At 39.9% G+C, this 22,867-nt stretch carries 18 protein-coding genes; 6 read left to right on the top strand and 12 right to left on the bottom strand.

The features are described 5' to 3' along the window. Positions 1-5 precede the first annotated feature (5 nt). The 4 genes from KKA81_12600 to KKA81_12615 are packed head-to-tail and all read left to right on the top strand — an operon-like array spanning position 6 to position 2,748. Positions 6-1,253, top strand: a complete 1,248-nt coding sequence (locus KKA81_12600) for an MFS transporter (protein ID MBU2651767.1) — start codon at positions 6-8, stop codon at positions 1,251-1,253. Next, positions 1,250-1,720, top strand: a complete 471-nt coding sequence (locus KKA81_12605) for a GAF domain-containing protein (protein ID MBU2651768.1) — start codon at positions 1,250-1,252, stop codon at positions 1,718-1,720. The genes KKA81_12600 and KKA81_12605 overlap by 4 nt, the downstream gene beginning before the upstream one ends. Positions 1,721-1,729: 9 nt before the next feature. Next, entirely contained in the window at positions 1,730-2,293 is a 564-nt protein-coding gene (locus tag KKA81_12610) for a manganese efflux pump MntP family protein (GenBank protein MBU2651769.1), read from the top strand. Positions 2,294-2,295: 2 nt separating this feature from the next. Next, on the top strand, positions 2,296-2,748 hold the full coding sequence (locus KKA81_12615; protein MBU2651770.1) for a 6-carboxytetrahydropterin synthase: 453 nt from the start codon (positions 2,296-2,298) through the stop codon (positions 2,746-2,748). 492 nt (positions 2,749-3,240) lie between these two features. On the opposite strand, the gene KKA81_12620 is transcribed toward KKA81_12615, so the two are convergent. From KKA81_12620 to KKA81_12670, 11 genes are all read right to left on the bottom strand, one after another. Then, positions 3,241-4,782 carry a carboxypeptidase regulatory-like domain-containing protein gene (locus tag KKA81_12620; protein MBU2651771.1) on the bottom strand — a complete coding sequence of 514 codons (1,542 nt, stop codon included), beginning with the start codon at positions 4,780-4,782 and terminating at the stop codon, positions 3,241-3,243. A 3-nt stretch (positions 4,783-4,785) separates the two neighbouring features. Next, positions 4,786-6,075 (bottom strand): hypothetical protein, encoded by a 1,290-nt coding sequence (locus KKA81_12625; protein ID MBU2651772.1) that lies wholly within the window; start codon positions 6,073-6,075, stop codon positions 4,786-4,788. Then, entirely contained in the window at positions 6,072-6,671 is a 600-nt protein-coding gene (locus tag KKA81_12630; GenBank protein ID MBU2651773.1) for a sigma-70 family RNA polymerase sigma factor, read from the bottom strand. Before KKA81_12630 ends, KKA81_12625 begins: the two co-directional genes overlap by 4 nt. Positions 6,672-6,749: 78 nt before the next feature. Then, positions 6,750-8,387, bottom strand: coding sequence for a PKD domain-containing protein (locus tag KKA81_12635; GenBank protein ID MBU2651774.1), 1,638 nt, complete (start codon positions 8,385-8,387; stop codon positions 6,750-6,752). An 11-nt stretch (positions 8,388-8,398) separates the two neighbouring features. Continuing rightward, a complete protein-coding gene (locus tag KKA81_12640) occupies positions 8,399-9,655 on the bottom strand; it encodes a hypothetical protein (GenBank protein MBU2651775.1) in 1,257 nt (418 codons plus the stop codon). After that, complete coding sequence (locus tag KKA81_12645; protein ID MBU2651776.1) at positions 9,652-10,188, bottom strand: sigma-70 family RNA polymerase sigma factor; 537 nt, start codon at positions 10,186-10,188, stop codon at positions 9,652-9,654. Before KKA81_12645 ends, KKA81_12640 begins: the two co-directional genes overlap by 4 nt. Before the next feature lie 334 nt (positions 10,189-10,522). Then, a complete protein-coding gene (locus KKA81_12650) occupies positions 10,523-13,951 on the bottom strand; it encodes an efflux RND transporter permease subunit (protein ID MBU2651777.1) in 3,429 nt (1,142 codons plus the stop codon). Continuing rightward, the gene (locus KKA81_12655) at positions 13,951-15,075 is read right to left on the bottom strand and encodes an efflux RND transporter periplasmic adaptor subunit (GenBank protein ID MBU2651778.1); all 1,125 of its coding nucleotides are present in this window, start codon (positions 15,073-15,075) and stop codon (positions 13,951-13,953) included. Before KKA81_12655 ends, KKA81_12650 begins: the two co-directional genes overlap by 1 nt. 44 nt (positions 15,076-15,119) lie before the next feature. Next, positions 15,120-16,466, bottom strand: coding sequence for a TolC family protein (locus KKA81_12660; protein ID MBU2651779.1), 1,347 nt, complete (start codon positions 16,464-16,466; stop codon positions 15,120-15,122). A gap of 38 nt (positions 16,467-16,504) precedes the next feature. Then, the gene (locus tag KKA81_12665) at positions 16,505-17,119 is read right to left on the bottom strand and encodes a hypothetical protein (protein MBU2651780.1); all 615 of its coding nucleotides are present in this window, start codon (positions 17,117-17,119) and stop codon (positions 16,505-16,507) included. A 103-nt stretch (positions 17,120-17,222) separates the two neighbouring features. Further along, a complete protein-coding gene (locus KKA81_12670; GenBank protein ID MBU2651781.1) occupies positions 17,223-18,788 on the bottom strand; it encodes a T9SS type A sorting domain-containing protein in 1,566 nt (521 codons plus the stop codon). Between the two features lie 115 nt (positions 18,789-18,903). Between KKA81_12670 and KKA81_12675 the strand changes: the two genes are divergently transcribed. Then, complete coding sequence (locus tag KKA81_12675) at positions 18,904-20,115, top strand: dicarboxylate/amino acid:cation symporter (GenBank protein ID MBU2651782.1); 1,212 nt, start codon at positions 18,904-18,906, stop codon at positions 20,113-20,115. A 115-nt stretch (positions 20,116-20,230) separates the two neighbouring features. Next, entirely contained in the window at positions 20,231-21,259 is a 1,029-nt protein-coding gene (locus KKA81_12680; protein MBU2651783.1) for a 6-phosphofructokinase, read from the top strand. Between the two features lie 18 nt (positions 21,260-21,277). Here KKA81_12680 and KKA81_12685 read toward each other — a convergent pair whose 3' ends face one another. After that, the gene (locus KKA81_12685) at positions 21,278-22,867 is read right to left on the bottom strand and encodes an AbgT family transporter (protein ID MBU2651784.1); all 1,590 of its coding nucleotides are present in this window, start codon (positions 22,865-22,867) and stop codon (positions 21,278-21,280) included.

Below are 22,867 nucleotides of genomic sequence, written 5' to 3' on the forward strand. Positions count from 1 at the left end.
CATAAATGCAAACGATATTCAGAAAGGATATCCAGTATTATAAGTTTTGTCTTTATGGATTCTTTAAAAACCTAAGGTTTTTTGAAGCGTTTCTTGTTTTATTCTTCCTGGAAAAAGGATTGAGTTTTTTTGAGATAGGCCTTTTATATTCCCTCAGGGAGATCACTATATATATTTTTGAAATTCCTACCGGCATCATTGCCGATTCATTCGGACGCAGGAAAACCATGCTGCTTGCATTTGTTTTTTATATACTGTCCTTTTTCGTTTTTTTCCTGTCCGGTTTTTTTGAGGCTTTTGTTGTTGCTATTGTTTTTTATTCGCTGGGAGATGCTTTCAGGACAGGCAATCATAAGGCAATGGTCATAGAATACCTTTCATTTAAAGGCTGGTTGCAGGATAAGGTACATTATTATGGGAATACCAGATCTTGGTCACAAATGGGTTCGGCACTTTCTGCCATTACAGGTGGCTTTATCGTATTCTATACAGGCAGCTTCAGGTATATTTTTCTTTTTTCGATAATACCTTATATTTTGGATCTCATTCTGGTAATAACATACCCCAGGATTTTAGATGGTGATATTCAAAAGTTTAATAAGCGATTAGTAAAGAAAGAATTCCAAAAATTATTCAGGCATTATAGAAACTCCCTGGTTAAAGCGACAGTGCTAAAAGCTGTTTTTAACCTTTCTGTTTTTAGTGGGTATTATAAAGCTGTTAAGGACTACCTGCAACCCCTTGTGAAAACATATGCTATCTCCGTTCCTTTGTTGCTTACACTGACGATTGAACAACGCTCATCCCTTTTGGTGGGATTCGTATTTTTTATAATTTTCCTTTTAAGTTCATTTGCATCAAGGATCTCTGGCCGGGTTTCAACATGGTTCGATAACCTGGCCATACCTTTGAATTTGACCCTGATTATTGGGTTCTTTGCCGGTATATTGAGTGGGATATTTTTTAATATGGGTTTTTTTCTGGTTTCAATTGTGTTATTTGTGGTGATTTATATGATTGAAAATCTGAGAAAACCCATTGGAGTCGCCTTTATCAGTGAAGCTGTTGATAAGCGTATTATGGCCTCTGCCATTTCTACCGATAGCCTTTTGCAATCTATCCTGGCTGCTATTATTGCTCCGGTAATAGGTCTCCTGGCAGATCATCTTGGTGTTGGTTATGGTATTGTTATAATAACGGTGATTTTGGCAATTAGCTTACCTTTGTATTTTGCAATACATACTCGAAAATGACATTAGACAGCAATAAGAGAAATAGCCGTTATGAAAGGATTTTTCAACAGATAAATGCATTGATCAAGGATCAATCATGGCCGGTAGCCATTATGGCCACCATAGCGGCGGTGCTTCATCATAAGTTCGATTATTATTTCTGGACGGGATTCTATCTGCTTACAGAAGGGGAACTTATAGTAGGTCCCTATCAGGGGCCCGTCGCATGCATTAAACTTAAAAAACATAGTGGTGTATGCTGGGCTGGAATAAATCGAGGTGAAACCATTATTGTACCGGATGTTCATCAATTTCCAGGACATATTGCCTGCGACTCAAGGTCGAATTCGGAAATTGTGGTTCCTTTGAGAAATAAATCCGGAGTTATAAGCGGAGTCCTGGATGTCGACAGCAAGAGCCTTGATGCATTCAATGAAATCGATGCCTTTTGGCTGGAAAAGATTACCGGTTTGATTAACACTCAATAAGAAATTACCATGCTTGCCCTCAGGATTATTCTTATTACTGCTTCCTTGACGTTATTATGCTTTTCGGTAGCGATGAAAATGGGCTTTTTCAGGTGTCAGTCTTATAAGGAGGCCATCAGATCATCTTTGTCATTAACGGTTTTCATGACAGGTTTGTTTACACTTGGATGGCTGATCAGTTACTCTATGCATTCATGGCTGGAAGGGTTTAAACAGGTTCCAGGCCTGGTGATCTTGTTTTTGCTAGGATTAAAAACCATTTACTTTTCCAGGATAAGAAAGGAAGATCCCACATTATTTGACACCGGTATGAGGGGGGTGTTACTGGCTGTTTCATTTGCTGCCGGATTAAACGGACTAATCGCCGGACTTGCTTTACCTATAATAGGAGTTGGGTTATTTCCCCTTGTTGCTTTGATCCCGGGTACCGTTTTCTTATTATCGATTTCAGGGGTGTACTTTGGTAAAATGAGAGGCAATTTGAAATTGGCTCAATGGATGGAGTTTTCAGGAGGTTTTCTTCTTATCGTTTTAGTAGCGCTTGAAATATTTTATACAATTAAAGCTGTTTAAATATGGCAAAAATCAGGATTACCAAACAGTTTAATTTTGAAATGGCTCATGTTCTGAAGGATTACGATGGACCCTGCCGCAATATCCATGGCCATTCTTATGAGCTTTTTGTTACATTGGCTGGGGAACCAAACAGTGATCCGGCTTCTCCGAAGTTTGGCATGATCATGGATTACAAGGATCTCAAAGATCTTGTGAAAAGGAATATTACAGATGAACTTGATCATGCCCTGCTTATAAGTGATAAGTATGAACCTGAGAAAATTGATTTCCTGAGAGCTTCTTTTGAAAAAGTTATCGTGCTGCCTTATCAACCTACCAGTGAGAATATCATTCTGGATATAGCAAACAGAATCAAGCTATTACTCCCTCCCAGGATAATACTTCATAGCCTGAAATTGCGGGAAACGGCAACTGCTTACGCAGAATGGTTTGCAGACGACAATCCATTATAATAAAAACGGGGCCCTCAAATTGAGAAGCCCCGTTACTCTGATTATCAGGTTGAGTCGTAACGATTACCTTACTAATAGTTTTTTGCTTAGTATGTTCTTGTTATTTCCCAGGATAAGCACATTGTAGATGCCTGCACCAAAGGATGAAACAGGAACTGTGATAGTGTTGGCTCCGTAGTTCATGTAGTGTGTCCTTTCAAAGACTCTCTGACCCAGTAGATTGTTTATGACCATATTATACCTTGGGTTTGAAGACTGTCAATAAGGATGTTTACTGTATGTTGTGGAACAATTATTTTGGTTTGAATATCCGTAACCGTTCCATATACCCTTAAAGAGTTTTGAAAAAATCCTGTTAGTATCAGAAATAATCCGGAATCCAGAAATATTGCTGATTTTTTCATCTTAAATGGTTTTTGTTCGGTTAATTTTTTTACAGTTGGTGTCCTATTTTATCAGACAGAAGATTTTTTATTGGTTGCCTGAAATATTTCATTTAAGTAATTTCCCTGTGTAAACGGTTTCTCCATTGCTATTTTTAAGATGCAGAAAATACATACCATTTTTTAAATGATCTGTTTTTACGATTATGTTTACATTGTCTTCGATACAATTGAATTTTTGATTTAAAACGTTCCTTCCCAGAACGTCTGTAAGTGAAATGTAGATATAGCCTTTGTTTACCTTATCAATCATAATATTCAGGTAATCCAGGAAAGGGTTTGGAAAGACTGTCACACTAAGCCGGTAAGGGGATAGGTCCTCGGTGCCAAAGACATTTTCATCGTATATTTTAAGGACCACGGTTCCTGCAATAGGTTGTGTATCTGACAGGGTTATATCGGTCCACTGATTGTATTTTCCCGCGAGATCAGCTTTCAGCCTGTATGAACCCAGGGAAAGGTTTCTGAAACTGAAATAGCCGGATGCATCGGTTTGGATATAATCGATAGGCTCATTGGCTGAATTAAACAGGATGACTGTAACACTCTTGAATTCCATATTATTATCCGGTGGAGGTCCTGTAATATGTTGAACGGTTCCGCTGATTGCTCCGGGGCCTGCAAAGTTTGGATCCGGAGTTACCAGATAGGTATCCAGACTGTATGAATGTGTGTCATTCATAGTTATAAGTCCGGCGGATTCCCATAATATGCTGTTAGGAAAGTATGTAGGCAGGAAATCAAAGTAATGCGTGGAGTTCCTGGTTAATGACACTTGAATAGCGTAGGTTCCTGGTGAAACGTTTGTAAACCAATAATATCCCCAATCGGAAAAATAATTAGTATCAACAGGAATCAGTGATTGGTTTATCTTTCTGTATAGTACAGCTATACCCGTATCACCTTCCGGTACCGGATTATTTATCGGCTGAATTCCTGAATAGGCAAACCCTCCCAAGAGAAGATACACAGGCGTAGTAACTGTCTGGCAAAAAATATCAGTACAGTTTACAATGCTGTTGTGGATAGTAAGACATGTTTCATAACTTCCCGGCTGCTGGTAAACGTGAACAGGGTTTTGCAGCACCGATGTTTGTCCGTCACCGAAATCCCATGACCAATGATCGGGATTGCCCTGTGAGATATCCTGAAAGTGAATTTTATTACTGATCCCTGAAGTCGTGTCGGGGTAATAAGTAAAACCTGCATGGCAGTCTTCAAGGGAGTCACAAAGGATAAAATCAAACTGGTAAAGTTGGATATCAGGTTTATACAATGCTGATTTATTTACAATCGTGTTAAGACAAGGATCTAATGTAAAAACCCGGATGGTTCCCTGAAGATTGCTTCCAGGAAAGAACAATGTATCACAGAAAAACCCATTACTGTCAGTATAAACAATTAGTTCATAAATATGAGTATCATTAAGCATACTGTCGACTGAAATGGTCATAGCCTGGTTTTGCATGGGAGAACTTGTTTCTCCGTTCAAAACCTGACCCTGTAAAACTGCAAAGTTGCTGTTGCCCAAAAGGACCTGTATGCCTAGTAAAAAAAAGATCAATATCAGTTTTATTTGTAGTGTGTTCATAGTCTAGTAATTAAGGTATATTCCTGTTCGTAATCCTATGGAATAGGGCATTTTAGTATTATAACCTTTACCTGTTTTATAGAAGCTTCCGAAATATTGGCTAAAAACAGGTTCAATGGAAAACTGAAGATTGTTGTTAATCTCGTATCGCATTCCTAATCCTGCAGTCCATTGCCAGTTTGTAATATTTCTTCCCGGGTACAGCAAATTACTTTTAATGAGTGTTGCGTCATCCGGTATAAACTTTACTGTGGGTTCGTTTTTATAGACCAACCAGGAAAAGATGACTCCTCCGCGGACAGAAAACGAAACCCGGTTTCTTTCCCAAATTTTTAAACCTATGCTTAGTGGAATTTGCAGATACAGGTATTGGTTACGTGTTTGCTTGATTACCGTATGCTCTATTGAGTCATAGATCCCGGTCATTTTAAGGTTGAATATTATCGAATCAGGATATTCAGGATGAATCTGAAAAGAACTCACATCATAAAAATAACCGACACTATCGTAACTGCGGTAATCGATGCTTGTATTTCCGTATTCGGAATAGTATCCCAATCCGGCACCACTTTGAATGAACCAGGAATTGCGGGAATAACCGGCATTTAGTTCCAGCAGGTATTGATTGCGGTTACCATTGTTTTCAGGATAAAAGGTAATCCCGGGAGTTATATTAACACCTGTAAACCATTGGGATATACGGTAATAATCCGGTACTTGGGGTATAGGAGCCGGTCGGTTGGTAAATGATGCAGGAGGCAGGTTTATATTCTTAAAATCTGTTAATAGATAGGTTAAACCATAGGGTTGCATTGTAAAGGGAAAAACTCTTTGAATAGTATTGTTTTCAGAAAGCCTTGCAGGTTGTGATCCAAATTCATCGGAAATCATAATTGTATTGTCAGCATTTACTTTTGCTGAGGCAGCAACTGTATTCTGCATTTCCGCATTAGCAGGGTTTACAGTTGCTTGTCTTTCCTGAATAGTCAAATCCGGGTTTCGTTCAATGTGAGATCCGGCAGATGCTTGATTGATCTGCTCAACATCCTGAGAGGCAATTGCCGGGATATTTTCAGAAGGTGTGTGAAAAGTAAGAACCGCAGTAAGGGAAATCAGGGTGACTCCCATGAAAATGAGAAGAATCCTGTTTTTTGACCAAAATCCTCCTTTCCGGAACCAGTTATTGAGGAAATTTTCCTCCAGACCGGCCCAGACTTTTTCGGAAGGCTCAATCGAATGATCTTCCATGTTTTTCAGGATGATTTTATCAATATTGTGCAATTGATTTTTCATGGTCTTATTTCATTTTGCTGCAAATAAGGTTTCAGTTTTTTTTGCAGGAAAAGCCTTGCTTTAAACAGCTGTGTTTTTGACGTGTTAACGGATATCCCTAGATTTTTCGCAATATCCGCATGCGAGAATCCTTCGAAAACGAACATATTAAAAACAAAGCGGTATCCTTCCGGCATTTCCTGGATGTGTTTCATGATGACATCCTTCGGGATTGGTGTTTCGGTGCTTATTTGTTCATTATCAGACGGAACATCTTCATACAGGTCATCAATGTTCAAATGGTAATGATGTTTCAGGTTAGAGTGATAATGATTAATAGCAGTATTGATCATGATTCGTTTCATCCATCCTTCAAAAGAACCTTTACCACGAAAGGTTCCGATTTTTTTAAAAACCTTGATAAATCCCTCTTGCAGGATGTCTTCAGCATCGGCAAGGTTATCCGAGTAGCGGGCACAAACGCCAAGCATTACAGATGAATGCCTCCGGTATAGTTCCCGGAATGCTTCCCTGTTACCTTTCCTGCATTCATCCAGTATATTCTGCTCGGACTCCATCTGCCTGTAACTTTGTTCAAGACAATTAATTCGTTTCACGGTTGCCTGTAAAGCAAAACGAAAAAAGCATCCCTCTAAAGGTTGGGATGCTTTGTAATATTGTAAATTGATTAGTTATCAATAGTTTGTTTTAATAAGCTTTTGTGTGATGATAGCATTATCTTCCGATATCAGCACAACCTGATACAAACCCACCGGCAACCCGGTAGTATTAAATAAAATCTGGTTGCTGCCTGCAGACAGATGGATATTTTCACTAAACACCTGTTGCCCTGTTTGATTCAGGATCATTGCCTGGCAGGAAGAGTTTGCTGTTCCTTCCAGATAGATTCTCGCATGAGAAGTGCAGGGATTTGGGAAAATATCGCCTGCTTCTTTTATAAATAACGAACCTGTTTCGTTTATATCAAAAGTAATTTGATTTGATAAAATGATTAGAATCAGTTCATTGAAGTTCGTATTGTTGGCATCCAGAGTTACGATGGCCGGTATGGTGTGTTTTCCGGGGATTTCTGCATGAACTTTATAAGTTCCCATAGGCAGGGCATTAAAGGCAAAAGATCCATTCAGGTCGGACTGTATATAATGGGTACAAATATCATCCGGGTCAAGCAACATGATAGAAATCCCTTCGGCTGGGGTAAACTCAGGATTTTCACCACTACCATAAGCAATATTCCCTTGGATTAACCCATCTCCGTTATTCAGATCCGTTCTGCGAATGAGGTTGATATCACATTCCCAGTTAGTACTGAAAAGGTTGATCACCTCTGCAGATTCCCAGTTAAGCTTATCCCCGTAATAAGTGGGCAGATAATTGTCATAATAAACCGATTGACCTTGAATCTGAACCCGTGTAATATATTTCCCCTCAAGAATCTGGGCAAAGAAATAATAACCTAAAGTATCGATAATAGCTGTATCGAGGGGTATTAGATTATCTGCGCTATCAAATTTATAAAGGTATGCCGAACCAATGTCGATGGGGAATCCTCCTATTTTGGCATGCCCACCAAGATGATAATAATCCCGCTCAACCACAAGAACATCTTTGGTTATGGTGCTGACATCGTAAAAGTCGTCGTGTGTAATTTTGTTGCTGATGGTAAGTGATACATTGTAAACACCGGGTTCGGCATAGGAATGTTGAGGATTTTGTTCATGTGATACAGGGCTGTTATCACCGAAATCCCATTCCCAGGTGCGAATGTTTTCGCCAACAGAATTATCGGTAAAAATATACAAAAGGGTACCGGCAGAATCCTTAACTGCGACAAAATTTGCCTGAAAATCATTATTGGTAGCAGGATCGTAAATCTTTAGGTCTTCAGCGACGATATGTGCTGTTGCTTCCCAGTAGAATCTGAAGTATGCCTGGTTCTTATATTGAACGCTATCGATGTCGTAGGTAATGAATACAAGAGATCCCTGATCGCAAGTAGTTTGAATGGTATCGTAATAGAACCCGTATTCGTTGGTGACAAGAGATTTGGAATAAGAAAATGACGGGTTATAGCTGAGGTCGGATTCAATCCAGAGGGTATGGTTGGAAACGGGGGCTCCACTGGTTTCATTGGTCACCTGGCCGGAGATATACAAATAACCATATTCTGAGCCGTTAATCTGGGGGAATGCTATTAATGGCAAAAGAACCAACATTCCCAGCAGCAGGAAGTTTCCGGCCAGCTTCCTCAATCCGGGGCATTGTCCCGGATCGCTGCTATGAATTATTTTATTAAGGTAAAAACTAAGCATACCCCTGAAAATTAAAAGTTATACAACAAGCCTACCCGTAATCCGGCAGTATATGTATGTTTTGATTTTATATAATCGCTTTTATAGGCAGATGTAATGTAATATCGGAACATAGGTTCGCATGATAAACTAAAGTTTTCGTGGAATCTGTAATTAATTCCAGCACTTAAGAGCAACTGGACATTACTGTTGACTCTTTCCGGTTGCTTATTTTCGCTGATACCCAGCATAAGATCTCTTTCCCTGAATGCAGCTTCTGGCATGTTCTTATGGACAAGGAAAGAAAATGCCGGACCTGCTTTAACAAACCAGGAAAGTTTTCCGATATTTTTCCTGAATCCGAACAGAACAGGAATTTCCAGGTATGTATACCGGTTTTTGGATGAATGATAAGATTCTTTGACCGAATCGTATACGTCAACCGGGCTGGTGTGATAAACAGGAACAACGCCGTTTTCAGTGGTATCAAAAGTAACCTCATAAACATCATCATAGGTTCCTAAATACTCCTGATAATTATACGTATATCCTCCTTCATCCCGTGAAAGATTAAGTCCAACACCCGATTCGATGAAGAAGTCTGTATATTGCAGAGTGGCGGTCAGATCGAAATGATAAGCGCTTTGGTTGGGGATATTATCGTCCGGGTAAAACATAACTTCGGGATTAAAATAAATTCCCAGCAGTAATTCCGGTTTAAACTTATAGGTTATTTTCTCGTTGAGCGATGTATACTTTACTTTATATACAAAACTGTTGTTGTTATCCAATATGGGTTGAGAGGATGAATGTGGAATATTTAGGGATGATCCGTCAATGACATTGAGGGTAAGAGGATTGATGGTTTCCCGATAATTTTGTTCAGGTTCATCCTGAAATGTTTTACCGAATGATGTAGTCGGACCGGTGTTATCGATTTCCTGAGGGATTATAGTTGTAATGTTCACATCCAGTCCGGCGGAAGAATTTGTAACGCTTTCAGGTGTATTGCTTTGGGTATCAGGTTTGGCTTTGGTAAAGCTGGAAGCGCTGGATTTGTTGTAAGTAATCCCATTGTCTTGTTTAATGACATACAGACCGACAATTAGTGCGATCAGGAAGAGGGCGGCCAGGGTAGCCAGTGAGACCGGGTTGCTGAATAACGTGCCGGAAGAGTTATTGGGGATATTAGCTTTAATCCTTTCCCAAACCTGTTCCGGCGGTTGTGCTTCAAACGACCTGAATCTTTCACGGAAGACCTCATCCATATGTCTGGAATCTCTACTCACGGGTTTTTGGTTTTTTTAATCTTCATTTGCAATGCATTCCGTGCTCTTGAAAGTTGTGATTTGGAGGTATTTTCCGAGATGTTAAGCATATCGCCGATCTCTTTGTGGGAATAACCCTCAATAATGGCCAGGTTGAACACCATTCGATATCCATCCGGCAATTCCTGGATCAACTGTAGCAATTCAATGTTAGAAAGCCGGTCAATAGCCGTTTCATCTTCCATTAATACATAATCAGCTTGTTCAATGTCGGTTTCATTGAATTTTCTAACCATCTTTTTGTAATAATTAATGGCGGTATTGATCATCGTCCTCCTTATCCAACCTTCCAAAGAACCTTCGTTTTTAAAATCCTTCAGGTAAGTAAAAACTTTAATGAAGCCATCCTGAAGAACATCTTCCGCCTCCATTTTATTTCTTGTAAAACGAAGGCATATTCCAAACATCTTAGGCGCAAAACGCCTGTAAAGTGTCTCCTGTGCATGGGAGTCATTTTGCAAGCAGCCTTCTATGATTTGTTCCTCGTTCAGCATTCAGTTATGGCTTCCTATGTTATATACAAAATGCCAGCCCTATACCCGAAGTATCTTTGGCTGGATATCCGTTTACCTTTAAAAAGTTAACCAGTAAAGGTAAGAAAAAAACCATAACTACGTCAATAGCTAATTTTTTCTGGGAATAAAGCCAGATTTAAGCTGTAACGAATTGTGCTTCAAACCATTGATAGAAAGGCAACTTCAGCACAATCCATAGACAACAATTTTTCCGGAATGGTTGCACATCAAACAATTGATCATCAAATTCCTTTTGCAGGATATCAACCCCTTTAGATCGGGGGATTCAGGAATCAGAAAAAGATTCTACATATCAGGGTTTCCTTTTTTTAGTAAGAGTCCTGTTAATTTTCACTTTTCCCAGATAAACAATATGATACATGGACGGTACTATGATCAGTGTCAGGAAGGTCGCAAAAGAAAGTCCAAAAATAATTGTCCAGGAAATTGGTCCCCAGTAGGCTGCATTATCGCCTCCAAAATAAATATTCGGGTCAAAACTTTTCAGGAAGCCAATGATGTCAATATTTAATCCCATAGCCAGGGGTAATAGTCCAAGAATAGTAGTAATAGCTGTCAACAAAACAGGTCTCAGACGGGTCCTTCCTGCTTCTATCACACAGGCAGTGGAATCTTTAATTGATAATATGGCATTATCTTCCAGACCAAGTTCTTTCCTTTTCCTTTTCTTTAGAAGATCTATATAATCAATCAGTACAATGGCATTGTTCACTACCACACCAGCCAGGGAAACAATTCCGATACCTGTCATGATTACAATAAAATCCATTCTGAATGTTCCTAATCCACCGAAAACGCCAATAGTACTGAAAAGCACACTGGCAAGAATAATGATTGGTTTCACAATTGAATTGAATTGTGTGACCAGGATCATCAGGATCAGTGATAAGGCAATAAGCAGAGCTCTTTCAAGGAAGGCGAGAGACTCAGCCATTTCTTCCTGTTCGCCGGTAAATTTATACTGATAACCATAAGGCATAGGGAAGTCCATAAGAATGGCTTTTATCTGGTTATTTATTTCCGTAGCATTATAACCTTCAATCACATTGGAGTAAATAGTAACCACTCTTTCCATATCTTTCCTTTTCACTTCTCCATAAGTAGTACTGTATGAAATATCGGCTACTGCAGAAACAGGGACCTGGACGATCTTCCCGTTTGCCTGATCTCGGAAAGTAATTTTTTGATTCAGAAGGGCAGGAATATCGTAACGGAAATTATCTTGTAAACGAAGTTGAATTGGGTATTCATCTTCGCCAATTTTATAGTCTGATATTTCCTTTCCGAATAATGCAGTACGGATGGTTGAAGCAATTTGCCCGGTAGAAAGTCCGAATCTCCTCGCTTTGTCACGGTCTATACTAAGTTGGATTTCAGGTTTTCCGACATCAAGATCAATTTTGAGGCCTTCAATACCTTCTATTTTTGCTGTTTCTATGATAGATTGCAGTGTGTCTGTCAGATACAGTAATTTCTGAAAATCCCTTCCGCTTACTTCAATGTTCACTGCTTTACCGGCAGGTGGTCCTTCAGATTGTTTGGCAATGGATATCTGGATACCCGGGTATTTACCAACCAAAGCATCTGAAAGATCAATTAATGCATCGTTGCTGTTCAGGTTTCCCCTTTTATCAAAATCAACGAAATTAATGGTAACCAGCCCCCTGTTTAGTTTTTCAGACATATCAAAGACTTCATCTTCCGAACGGGCCCCACTTCCTACTGTAACAAGAACATCTTTAACAATGGGCTTATAAGGTTCCAACACATTGAAAACCTTATTTTCGATATCTTTCATAAATTCATTGGAGGCTTCGATATCCATCCCGATAGGGCCTTCTGCGAGGATATTAATATATGAAGGATCGCTATCAGGGAAGAAGGTCATTCGGGGATTGGTGCCGAAATAGAATCCAACGGTAACTATTAAAAGCAATATTATTCCTGCAAGGAAATAAAAGGCATTGTTTTTCCGTATGGCAAATCGCAATAACCTATCGTACCAGTTCTCTAACTTAACCAGGAAAACACTTTGGAACCATTGAGAAGAGGGATAAAACAGAAAAATATTTAAGATACCAATAATGCCAAAAATCAGGAATAATGCACCTCCAACATTCATCTTTCCCAGGTAAAGCAGTGCAGAAATTACCAGCATAACCAATGCAAACAGGAGGGATCTTTTTTTATTCATGGGCGATTCCTGCTCGCTGCGTTTTATAAATGTGGACGAAATGACAGGAATTATCACAAGGGCAACAAAAAGCGAGGATGTTAAGACGATGATCAGGGTTGTAGGCAGGTACTTCATGAATTCACCCACCATGCTGTCCCAGAATAATAGCGGGAAAAATGCGGCGAGAGTGGTTGCAGTTGATGATATTATAGGCATTGCGATTTCTCCCACAGCTTGTCTGGCGGCCTGCATCTTTGAATATCCCCGGTCAATGAAGCGGTATATATTTTCAACAACAACAATGGCATTATCTACCAGCATTCCAAGAGCAAGGATAAGCGAGAAGAGAACGATCATATTAATACGGGTTTGCATAAAGCCCAACACCATGAAAGACAAGAACATAGACGTTGGGATTGCAAACCCTACAAAAAGTGCGTTCCGTGTTCCCAGGAAGTAATACAAAACAAGGATAACAAAGATTACCCCCATAACCATGCTATTCTCAAGATTACTTAGCTGCTTCCTTACTATATCTGATTGATCCTGAGTTATGGAAATATTAAGGTCTTCGGGAATCGCTCTTACTGACCTGGCATCAGCCAGAACCTGGAACACTTGGTCGGTGGCTGCCAAAAGATTTTCCCCTCCTTTTTTAATTACCTGCAAGGTAACCACCGGATTTCTGTCAAGGCGCGTATAGCTTTTGGTTTCTTCAAATCCAAATGTAATCTCAGCCACATCCTTGAGATATACAATGCGATTGTTTTCGTTTTTAACAATGATATTCGAAATCTCATTTGGGCTGGTAAATTCTCCAATAATCCTGATTGAACGCCGATTGTCGCCAAGTAATAATTCACCACCGGACATTGAGATATTTTCAGCGGCAATAGCGTTTTCGATATCATTAAAGCTAAGTTCAACGGCGGCAAGTTTATAGGGATCAACTTTGATCTGCATTTCGCGTTCGTTCAGACCGATAATTTCCACTTTGCTGATCTCATAAATCCTTTCTATCTCATCTTCCAGATATTCTGCATATTTTTTAAGTTCGTTTAAACTAAAATCTCCTGAAAGATTAACATTTATGATAGGGAACTCAGAAAAATCGATATCCATTACCATTGGATCGTCGAGAAGGTCGTTGGGTAATTCACTTTTAGCTTTATCAACGGCATCTTTAACATCCTGCAGAGCCTGATCGACGTCCACATCGGTGTTAAATTCGACAAAAATGGCAGAAATATCCTGGGAGGAAGTAGAACGAAGTTCATTAATACCTTTAATGGATTCAATCTCCTTTTCCAGGGGGCGGGTAATGAGGTTTTCAATATCTATGGGTGGATTTCCCGGATAAATAGTCTGCACCATGATGGTTGGCAGTACTATATCGGGAAACAATTCCTTTGGAAGAGACCTGTAAGAATACAGGCCAAATACCAGTAGAATAACTATCAGCAGGTAAACCGTATTTTTATTATTTAGTGCCCACGTTGTGAGCCCAAATTCCCGGATTACTTTTTTTGTCTCGTTCTTTTCCATTATTTAATTCTGATTTCGGATCCGTCAGAAACTAAATTATATCCTTCAGTGATAATGATATCACCGGTATTAAGTCCATTATTAACTTCAGTTTGATCCTGATAAGAAACGCCGGGCTCAACATATACTTTTTTTGCAATCAGCTTATCAGAACCGGAAGTTACCTTGTAAATGTAGGAGCCTTTTCTGTCCTGTTTCATCAGGATAGAAGGGATAAGCATGGCTTGTTCCGTTGAATAATCGTTAATTTTAATTATAGAAAGTATGTTTGGTTTAAGCTGACTGTCAATATTGCTAATTTTTAATTGTATGTTGAAGGTCCGGTTTGTGGGATTGATTACATTACCGATTCGGTGAATAGGCACTTTGAGTTGAATATCTGGATAGGATGGGAAGCTAACAGACACAGTGTCCCCTTTCCGGATGACGGGAAGGTAATTCTCGGCAATATCAGCATTGATGTAAAGCTCAGAGAGGTTTACCAGTTGCATAATCTGTACACCGGGGATAGCCAGTTCTCCTTCTTTCTGGAAGATTTCATCAACGATACCATCAATGGGAGATTTAATACTGGCCATTTCCAATTGGGCTTCCAGGGTTTTGAGTCTGGTTTCCAATGATTCTTTCTGGTTTTTTGCCTCAAGGTACTGTATTTCTGAGCCAATTTGTTTTTCCCAAAGTTGCTTTTGTTTTTCAAAAACTGTTTCGGCAAGCTCCAGGGATGTTTTAAATTCTTCAATGGTATTATCCGTAACACTGGTATTCAGCTTCACCAAATACTGCCCTTTGCTTACCCTGTCACCTTCCTTAACAAAGATTTCCCTAATTTGCCCGCTGATTTCCGGACTTATAAAAGCTTCATTGATGGATTCAACACTACCTGAAGCTTCAAAGAAATGTTTAAATTCCCGTGGTTTTAGCGTATCAGTTCTCACAAGAATATTCTGGGTGGTATCAGAACCGGTTAATTCGATCAGTTCTTTTTCCAGAAGCGCGATTTCATGATTAATTTGGCTAACCTGGTTCTTTTTTTCTTTTATTTTTCCACGGATTTTTTCGGTCTGGTCCCCAGATTGACATGAAGCAAGGATTGCGACAACCAGTATAAAAATCAATTTTTTCATTTACAGTATTGTTAAATATTTCAGGTACTCTATGTTGAATTATATTAATTTCTGGTAAGTAACTTCTCAAGATCCAGTTTGGTTTCTGATAGATCAAGAATACTGATCATAAGCTCTGATTCTGAAGTAAGGAACTGATTATGGGTTTGTAACAGATCCAGACTTGTTGCCAGTCCTTCCTTATATTTCAGCACGGTCTTTTTATAGATCTTTTCTGCAATAGATAAGCTTTTGGATTTATTTTGAAAAACCAGGTACGCATTGTTAAAATCGGATTTTGCTTGTCTGGCTTTAATGGTAAGACCTGTTTTCAATTGATCATCCAAAGTCTGTACTTTTTCGAGATTCAGTTTTTCCTGCTGAACTCTTGATGACCGGTATCCTGAGCTCCAAATAGGGATATTAAGTTCAACGCCAAGGATTGAAGTCGGAAACCATATGCCTTCGCTATCGAAAAAATCCCATTTGTTACGCTGTGCCTGTGATTGATATGTTAAAAATGCATTCATAGTCGGTAAATATTCTGACCGGACTGCTTTTAATCTCATAATGGCAAGTTCCTGCTGGGTTTTTAGAATCCGGTAGTCAATATTTTCATTATAATTGAAAGCTTCATTAATCAGAGCAGTATAATTAGTTTCACTGAGAATGTCATCAAGGCTGTTGGTCAAAACTAACGAATCGCTGAGCTTAAGGCCCAAAATAAATTTCAGATAACTGTATGCTAATTCGGTTTGGGTTTCAGAAGTGATTACAGCAGCTTCCAAATCAGCTACAATTAGTTCAAGCTGTTCAACATCAATATCTTCCAGGAAGCCCACTTTATAAGTTTCGTTGGTTTCGTAGAGCATTTTTCTCATTTCTACCAGGGTTGTATCCAGGATTTCGTTGTTAGCTTCAGAAACCAAAACGGTTATGTAAGCCATACTTACTTCTTTATGAATGTCAATTTCTTTTTTCCTGTATTCTTCCTGTGATTTTTCCACCAGTTTTTTCGATGCCTGGACTCCCAGGATGTAACGGCCATCGAAAATAAGCTGGTTCAGGATGACTTCACCATAGGCTGTGTATTTTGTGCCAAACTGGATCTTTTGTTCCGGTGAATCCGGCCCGAATGAACCTTCAGGGATAATGAAAGTAGGACGAGCCAGGAAATGATTGTATGCAATATTGGCATTCAATTGGGGGAATCCTGCGGAAAGATATTCATTAACAGTTTGCCTGGCCACTTCGATATCTTTACCGGCGTTGATCAGGTCATAATTATTTTCGAAAGTATATTGCCTTGCTTCCTGGATACTGAAGCGGAATACTTCCTGTGAGAATGTTATTTTGATGGCGAGGGAGCATAAAATTGTCATTATCCCTGCTATCAGCATTTGTTTTGTCATAAACTACCAAAATATAAAAGTTTACAGTTAAGGATATTTTATAGTTTAAATTCCTTACGTTTCATTTCAAAGTACGCCAGTCCTTCGGGTTTAGCTATGCTTCTGATTAATGATTCAAACATAACATTAAACAACACTTCGAACGAAAACTTCTCTGGTGGGAAGAAATTCGGATTGTGCAAATCGATTAACCTTGCCAGATAGAGCCTTGAAATAAGCTCAATGCTTAGGTCGTCCCTGTACATTCCCTGTCGGATTCCCTTTTCCAGGTTAATCCGTATTTTATTGAATATGAAGTCTTGTCTTTGTTTAAAATGCTCCAAATAAATATCCGGATAATATGTCTTAAGGTCGAAAGTTAACGCCGGGCTGATATTTAAAAATTTAAGTGCAATTTCCTTACTTACTGTCAACAGGATATCAATGGCATTGACGCCTTCAAAATTATGAACTTCAAAAATCACTTTAAAGGAATCCCGTTCAAATTCAAGCACCTTTTCTACAAGTTCGGATTCAGTGTTGACAAATTTCCGGATTTCCACTTCCGGCACGTTTATTTCCTTTGCTAGTTCCGTGATTGTCAAATGCCCTATTCCCCCTTTAAAAGGGTGTGCCCTGATTTTCTCGATAATTTTGGCAAATTCAGGATTCATGTTTGAAGGCGATTAAGCCGGTGACAAAAGTAGAAAAAAATGGATAGGTATAAAAATAATTTCTTATACTTACATATAAATGTAAGCGATTAATATCGGGTAATTATTCCACAAGGATCATTTTTCTTTGGATGCTTCGTTCATTACCGGATAATTCGAAATAATACACACCTGGGCTTAGATTGAAATCGCTGGGATTGAATGATTTGATATATTTACCGGCAGGTATGACTTCTCTGTCAACGAGCCGGGTAATCGTTCTTCCGAATATATCAATAACACTAAGGCTAACTTCCGTCCTGTATTTAATTTTATAAGAGATAAAAGTGGATTCCCGGAATGGATTGGGATAATTCTGATCCAGGTGAAGATCAACCGAAGCGGATTGTTCCTTTACGGAAACAATGTGAGGATCAACAAGGGCTGTCCACACACTGAGCTGACCATTTTGCAGCCTGGCCCAGATCGGACGGATCACATTATCATATGCGGAAACGTTCGTATAATCACCGAAGAATATTGAGCTGAAAGGGAGAAAGGGTGATTCGCTCACTTTGAAATTAATGAATGATTCCCCTCCATCGCGTGAAACAGCCATGTAAACGTCGGTATTTGCATCATCATAATTTCTTCTGTCATAGAATACAAACCAAAGATTTCCATTGGTCTGGTCCACATCCATCCAGGTAAAGAATTGATGTTTACCTGGCGGGTCGTCATTGACACGTATTGGTTCTGACCATGTATTTCCACCATCGTTTGATTTAACGAGCCAAACATCGGTATCATCATTCCCATTGCGTTGATCTGACCAGTTAATATATATGGTTCCATGGTGTTCTCCACCGCTAAGGTCACATTTGGTAACAGGAAGACCGTTAGCCCTGTATATTCCCGGAATGCTGTAATCCCATCCACCGGGAAAATCACTGACAAAGATGTCATCATCAAGCCAGGTTTCACCCTGATCCTGGGAACGGTCGAAAACCAATCCTTCAGGGCCTGCCCAGGAAACGTATATTTCACCATTCGGGCCAACTACCGGAACGGCTCCTTCAACAGTATTGTCACTATCAATACAATCACCCGAAACTTGGTTTATCCTTTTGGCATCAGACCAGGAAAGGCCACCGTCAATCGACTTTGAGAAGTGAATATCACTTTTATCATCCGGATTACTACTTCCATAGTCATCGAATTGGGTCCATGTGACATAGATGTTATTGTTGGTTACATCCACAACTGCCCATTCTTTGTCCTGGGCCTTAGTTCCGTTCAATCCCATATAGCTGCCATTATTCCATGATCCTCCTAAAGAGTCTGCTTTCTGGCATACTATTCTGTCTATCCAGCTCCCTCCAGAACCGGGATTTGAGAGATGCAGAAAATAATAGCTGCCAGCAGTATCAACAATAAGGCAAGGGTCTCCCCATACACCGTAGGAAGAAACAGGATTTGTCTTGTTCCATGTTATACCTCCGTCAACCGAGTGATATACATTGTCAATATTTGCTCCTGCATATATGTGGTTTGTGTTGGCAGGGTTGATTATTATAGAAGGCTCTTCAGGAGGCATGAAACTACCCTCATCATCAATAAGAATATTTGTATGTTGTGCATTTAGGGTGTATGCAAAAAGGGCCAGAAGGAGAATTGTCAGTTTTTTCATTTCACGGATTGTATTTACAATTAGATTATTACAAAGGTACGAAAATCCTCGGCCTAATAAATAATGAATCCGACCCGGTCTGCCTTTTTTTGTAATTTTAGCCAAACTTAAGGATATGCGAAAATTTCCACTTCACTGGCAGATACTCCTTGCACTCCTATTGGGAATCATTCTGGGTTTGTTTTTACCAGGATGGGTTATATGGGTCGAATGGATGGGTGATATTTTCCTCAGGGCTTTAAAAATGATCATTATTCCACTTATCCTGAGTTCAATAATCTCCGGGGTTACCAATATAGGCAGCGCGGAAAACCTGGGAAGGTTGGGATTTAAAACCATAGGTTATTATCTTCTGACAAGCACGGTGGCTATATTGACAGGATTGATTCTGGTAAATCTCATTCAGCCAGGAATCGGTGCTGATCTGGGATTTAGTAAGCAGGTTGATGGTCTTGATGTACTTAAAGAATCGTTTGGTGATACGTTGATTAATATTATTCCAAGTAATATTTTTCAGGCTTTCGTAGAGAACAGGATGTTATCTGTTATTTTTTTCGCGGTAATTTTCGGGTTTTTCATTACTAAAACCGCTGAAAAGTCGAGGGTGTTTCTTACCGATTTATTTAACAGTCTTTTTGAAGTGATGATGAAAATTACAATGTTCATCATTCGATTTGCTCCCTTGGGTGTATTGGGCATTGTTGCCAAACAGGTAGCTGAGACCGAAGATATCCTTTCGCTTGCTCAAACAATGGGAATATACATGATTACCGTGCTTGCCGGATTACTAATTCATTCCGGAATCACTTTACCTCTTATCTGCCGGTTGATAGGCAGGATAAACCCCGCCCGGCATTTCCGGGCCGTAACTACGCCCTTATTAACTGCCTTTTCGACTTCCTCGTCCAGTGCAACGCTACCTCTGACTATGCAGGCTGTAGAAGACAACGACGGAGTTTCAAATAAGATATCTTCATTCACACTTCCGTTGGGCGCCACGATTAACATGGACGGCACTGCATTGTATGAATGCGTTGCAGCGATGTTTATAGCCCAGGCATACGGGATAGAATTGAGTTTTGGGGAACAGATGATTGTGGTCATCACAGCCTTGTTAGCGTCTATTGGGGCTGCCGGCATTCCCATGGCAGGGCTGGTTATGATCACCGTTATTCTCACTGCTGTTGGCCTGCCTCTTGAAGGTGTGGGTTTGATTCTTTCTGTCGACCGCATTCTGGACATGTTCAGAACCACTACTAATGTTTGGAGCGACACCTGTGGTGCAGTCGTGATTGCCAGATCCGAAGGTGAGATCCTTAAAGTATAAGAATGTTCATATACCTGTTGAAAAGTGATAAGATTTTAACTATCACTTCCTTACGTTTTGTCGTTATTTTGTATTAAACAATCAGAAAAATCCAATGGCAAAAAAAACACAAGGTATGCGTATAGGCATACTTACCGCTGGCGGTGATTGTCCTGGCATTAATGCATCCATCCGGGGTGTCGGGAAAACAGCCATTGTCGAATATGGGATGAAGGTAATTGGAATCTCTTCAGGTTTTCTTGGTTTAATCAATCAGGAATATCGGGAGCTAAACGAATCAGAACTTTCCGGAATACTCACTTTAGGAGGGACCATACTGGGTACATCCAGGGAAAAGCCTTTTAAATCGGGCCAGAATGGCCATCAAAAGGTGGATAAGCCTAAATTGATTAAAAAGCATTACCAGGAAATGAAGCTGGATGCGCTTGTTTGCATCGGGGGTAATGGTACGATGCGGACAGCATCTTATCTTGCAGAAGAGGGTTTGAATATTATAGGTATCCCTAAAACCATCGATAATGATGTTTGGGGGACGGATGTAACCTTCGGTTTTGACAGTGCCCTACTCATTGCGACAGATGCGATCGACCGTTTGCATACCACGGCCAACTCCCACAAACGCACTATGGTTATAGAGGTAATGGGGCATAATGCCGGGTGGCTTGCTTTATATTCCGGAGTAGCGGGTGGGGGAGATGTGATTCTTATCCCGGAGATTGAATATGAGGAAGATATTATATCGTCTTATTTGAAACGAAGAGTAAGAAATAAGAAACCATATTCAATTGTTGTTGTAGCCGAGGGTATTAAAACCAAAAAGGGTGAATCGGCAGCTTCCTATATTTCCGGGATGATCAAAGAGAAGACAGGTTTAGAAACCAGGCAGACCATTCTGGGTTACATACAGCGAGGTGGAAGCCCATCACCCATGGACAGGGTGCTGGCCACCCGCTATGGAGCCAAAGCTGTGGAATTGATTGCCAATGGGCAGTTTGGGGTAATGGTGGCAAAAAGGTATAATTCCATTGAGCCTGTCCCATTGTCAGAAGTTCGCGATCGTTTAAGTTTAGTTCCACAGGATCATCCTCTGGTAAAGAAAGCCCGCTTCATGGATGTCTGTTTTGGAGATAGGCAAAAATTGTGATTTTGCTAACCCGGATATTTAAAATCCATTTAAGTTCATTAATACTGTTGGGAGTAACAGTATGAATCCCAATAGAATTAATACGATTATCAGAGGAGTAATCCATTTTACCCACTTCTCATAGGGTATCTTTGCAACTCCGAGTACCCCCATCAATACACCGGAGGTTGGTGTAATGAGATTTGTAAAACCATCACCGAACTGGAAGGCCATTACGGTGGCCTGTCTTGATATTCCGATCAGGTCGGAAAACGGTGCCATGATTGGCATGGTAAGTGCGGCCTTAGCTGAGCCTGATGGAATGATGATGTTTATCAGGGTTTGAATCACATACATGATTCCAACCGAAGCTACACTCCCCAGATTGTTCATTGATTTCGACAAGCCATAAAGAATCGTGTCAATAACCTGGCCATCTTCCAGGATGACGATAATACCACCCGCCAGTCCAACGATAACAGCCGCTGAAAGAATATCCTTTACACCTTCCATAAATAAGACTGTAATCTTATCGGGATTATAGTTCATTGCAATTCCCGATAATATTCCCATCGCAAAAAATAAGGTGGCGATTTCCATAATGTACCAACCATATCCCATTACCCCTACAATCAGGAAGTATATTGTATACAACAGCAATGAAAGGACAAAAAAATGGACAGATTTCCTGAGAGTTAAAAATCCGGTAATTGCGAAAAGCACAGCTGACAATGGGATCATAGGGAAATGTGCAGAAGAATTACCCACCTTCATTTCCGTTATTGGGTATATAATGGAGAATATGATCAGTACAATTTCGATCAGGATAAAAATTATCCATCCGGAAAGAGGTGTATGGTATTTAATTTCAGAATTGCCTTCATTGTCCTTATGTCTCCAGTAGCTGTCTTCTTCATAAACAGGAGAAGATTCCGGGTGTTTTTTCACTTTCGCTGCATACCGCAGGATAAAGGTTATCCCTATGATGTTGATAACGACCCAACAAACAAAGCGATATTCAATTCCTGAAAACAAAGGCAGTTCAGCAATACCCTGGGCGATTCCAATGGTAAAGGGATTCAGTATGGCTCCGGCAAAACCCAGGCCGGCCGCAACGAACACTAATCCTACACCGGTTATAGAATCATATCCCATGGAAATAGCCAAAGGCACCAATATGATGATAAAGGCTATGGTTTCCTCACTCATGCCGAATATAGCTCCAAAAGCACTGAACATGAGCATAATCAGGGTCATTACAATATTGTTAACACCGATCTTTTTCAGGAAACGATTTTTTTCGAGTTTACCTGTAAACTTGAGAAATGAAAAAATACCAACGTCGATGGCTTTGCTTGCATTCATTATCCAAAAAGCACCTCCGATCATCAGGATAAAAACAATTATGCCCGATTGTCTCACAAAACCTTTAAACAGAGCCGCAAAGATTTCCCAGGTTTGCGGATGATTATCAGTGTAATGGAAAACCATTTCTTTTTGTTCCACTCCACCCCTGAGGGTGGTTTCTTCAACGTATTTCCCGCCCGGTATAAACCAGGTCATAATAGCAGCAACAATAATGATATAGAATATTATCACATATGTATGCGGGATTTTCTTAGTTTTCAG

The organism is Bacteroidota bacterium, from assembly GCA_018831055.1.
Lineage (GTDB): Bacteria > Bacteroidota > Bacteroidia > Bacteroidales > B18-G4 > M55B132.

What these genes read in the sequence shown, in the direction of transcription:
- KKA81_12615 (MBU2651770.1), top strand. Translation starts at nt 2,296, where the DNA reads ATGGCAAAAATCAGGATTACCAAACAGTTTAATTTTGAAATGGCTCAT.
- KKA81_12610 (MBU2651769.1), top strand. Translation starts at nt 1,730, where the DNA reads ATGCTTGCCCTCAGGATTATTCTTATTACTGCTTCCTTGACGTTATTA.
- KKA81_12665 (MBU2651780.1), bottom strand. Translation starts at nt 17,119, where the DNA reads ATGAATCCTGAATTTGCCAAAATTATCGAGAAAATCAGGGCACACCCT.
- KKA81_12645 (MBU2651776.1), bottom strand. Translation starts at nt 10,188, where the DNA reads ATGCTGAACGAGGAACAAATCATAGAAGGCTGCTTGCAAAATGACTCC.
- KKA81_12605 (MBU2651768.1), top strand. Translation starts at nt 1,250, where the DNA reads ATGACATTAGACAGCAATAAGAGAAATAGCCGTTATGAAAGGATTTTT.
- KKA81_12600 (MBU2651767.1), top strand. Translation starts at nt 6, where the DNA reads ATGCAAACGATATTCAGAAAGGATATCCAGTATTATAAGTTTTGTCTT.
- KKA81_12675 (MBU2651782.1), top strand. Translation starts at nt 18,904, where the DNA reads ATGCGAAAATTTCCACTTCACTGGCAGATACTCCTTGCACTCCTATTG.
- KKA81_12655 (MBU2651778.1), bottom strand. Translation starts at nt 15,075, where the DNA reads ATGAAAAAATTGATTTTTATACTGGTTGTCGCAATCCTTGCTTCATGT.
- KKA81_12650 (MBU2651777.1), bottom strand. Translation starts at nt 13,951, where the DNA reads ATGGAAAAGAACGAGACAAAAAAAGTAATCCGGGAATTTGGGCTCACA.
- KKA81_12625 (MBU2651772.1), bottom strand. Translation starts at nt 6,075, where the DNA reads ATGAAAAATCAATTGCACAATATTGATAAAATCATCCTGAAAAACATG.
- KKA81_12635 (MBU2651774.1), bottom strand. Translation starts at nt 8,387, where the DNA reads ATGCTTAGTTTTTACCTTAATAAAATAATTCATAGCAGCGATCCGGGA.
- KKA81_12620 (MBU2651771.1), bottom strand. Translation starts at nt 4,782, where the DNA reads ATGAACACACTACAAATAAAACTGATATTGATCTTTTTTTTACTAGGC.
- KKA81_12680 (MBU2651783.1), top strand. Translation starts at nt 20,231, where the DNA reads ATGCGTATAGGCATACTTACCGCTGGCGGTGATTGTCCTGGCATTAAT.
- KKA81_12670 (MBU2651781.1), bottom strand. Translation starts at nt 18,788, where the DNA reads ATGAAAAAACTGACAATTCTCCTTCTGGCCCTTTTTGCATACACCCTA.
- KKA81_12660 (MBU2651779.1), bottom strand. Translation starts at nt 16,466, where the DNA reads ATGACAAAACAAATGCTGATAGCAGGGATAATGACAATTTTATGCTCC.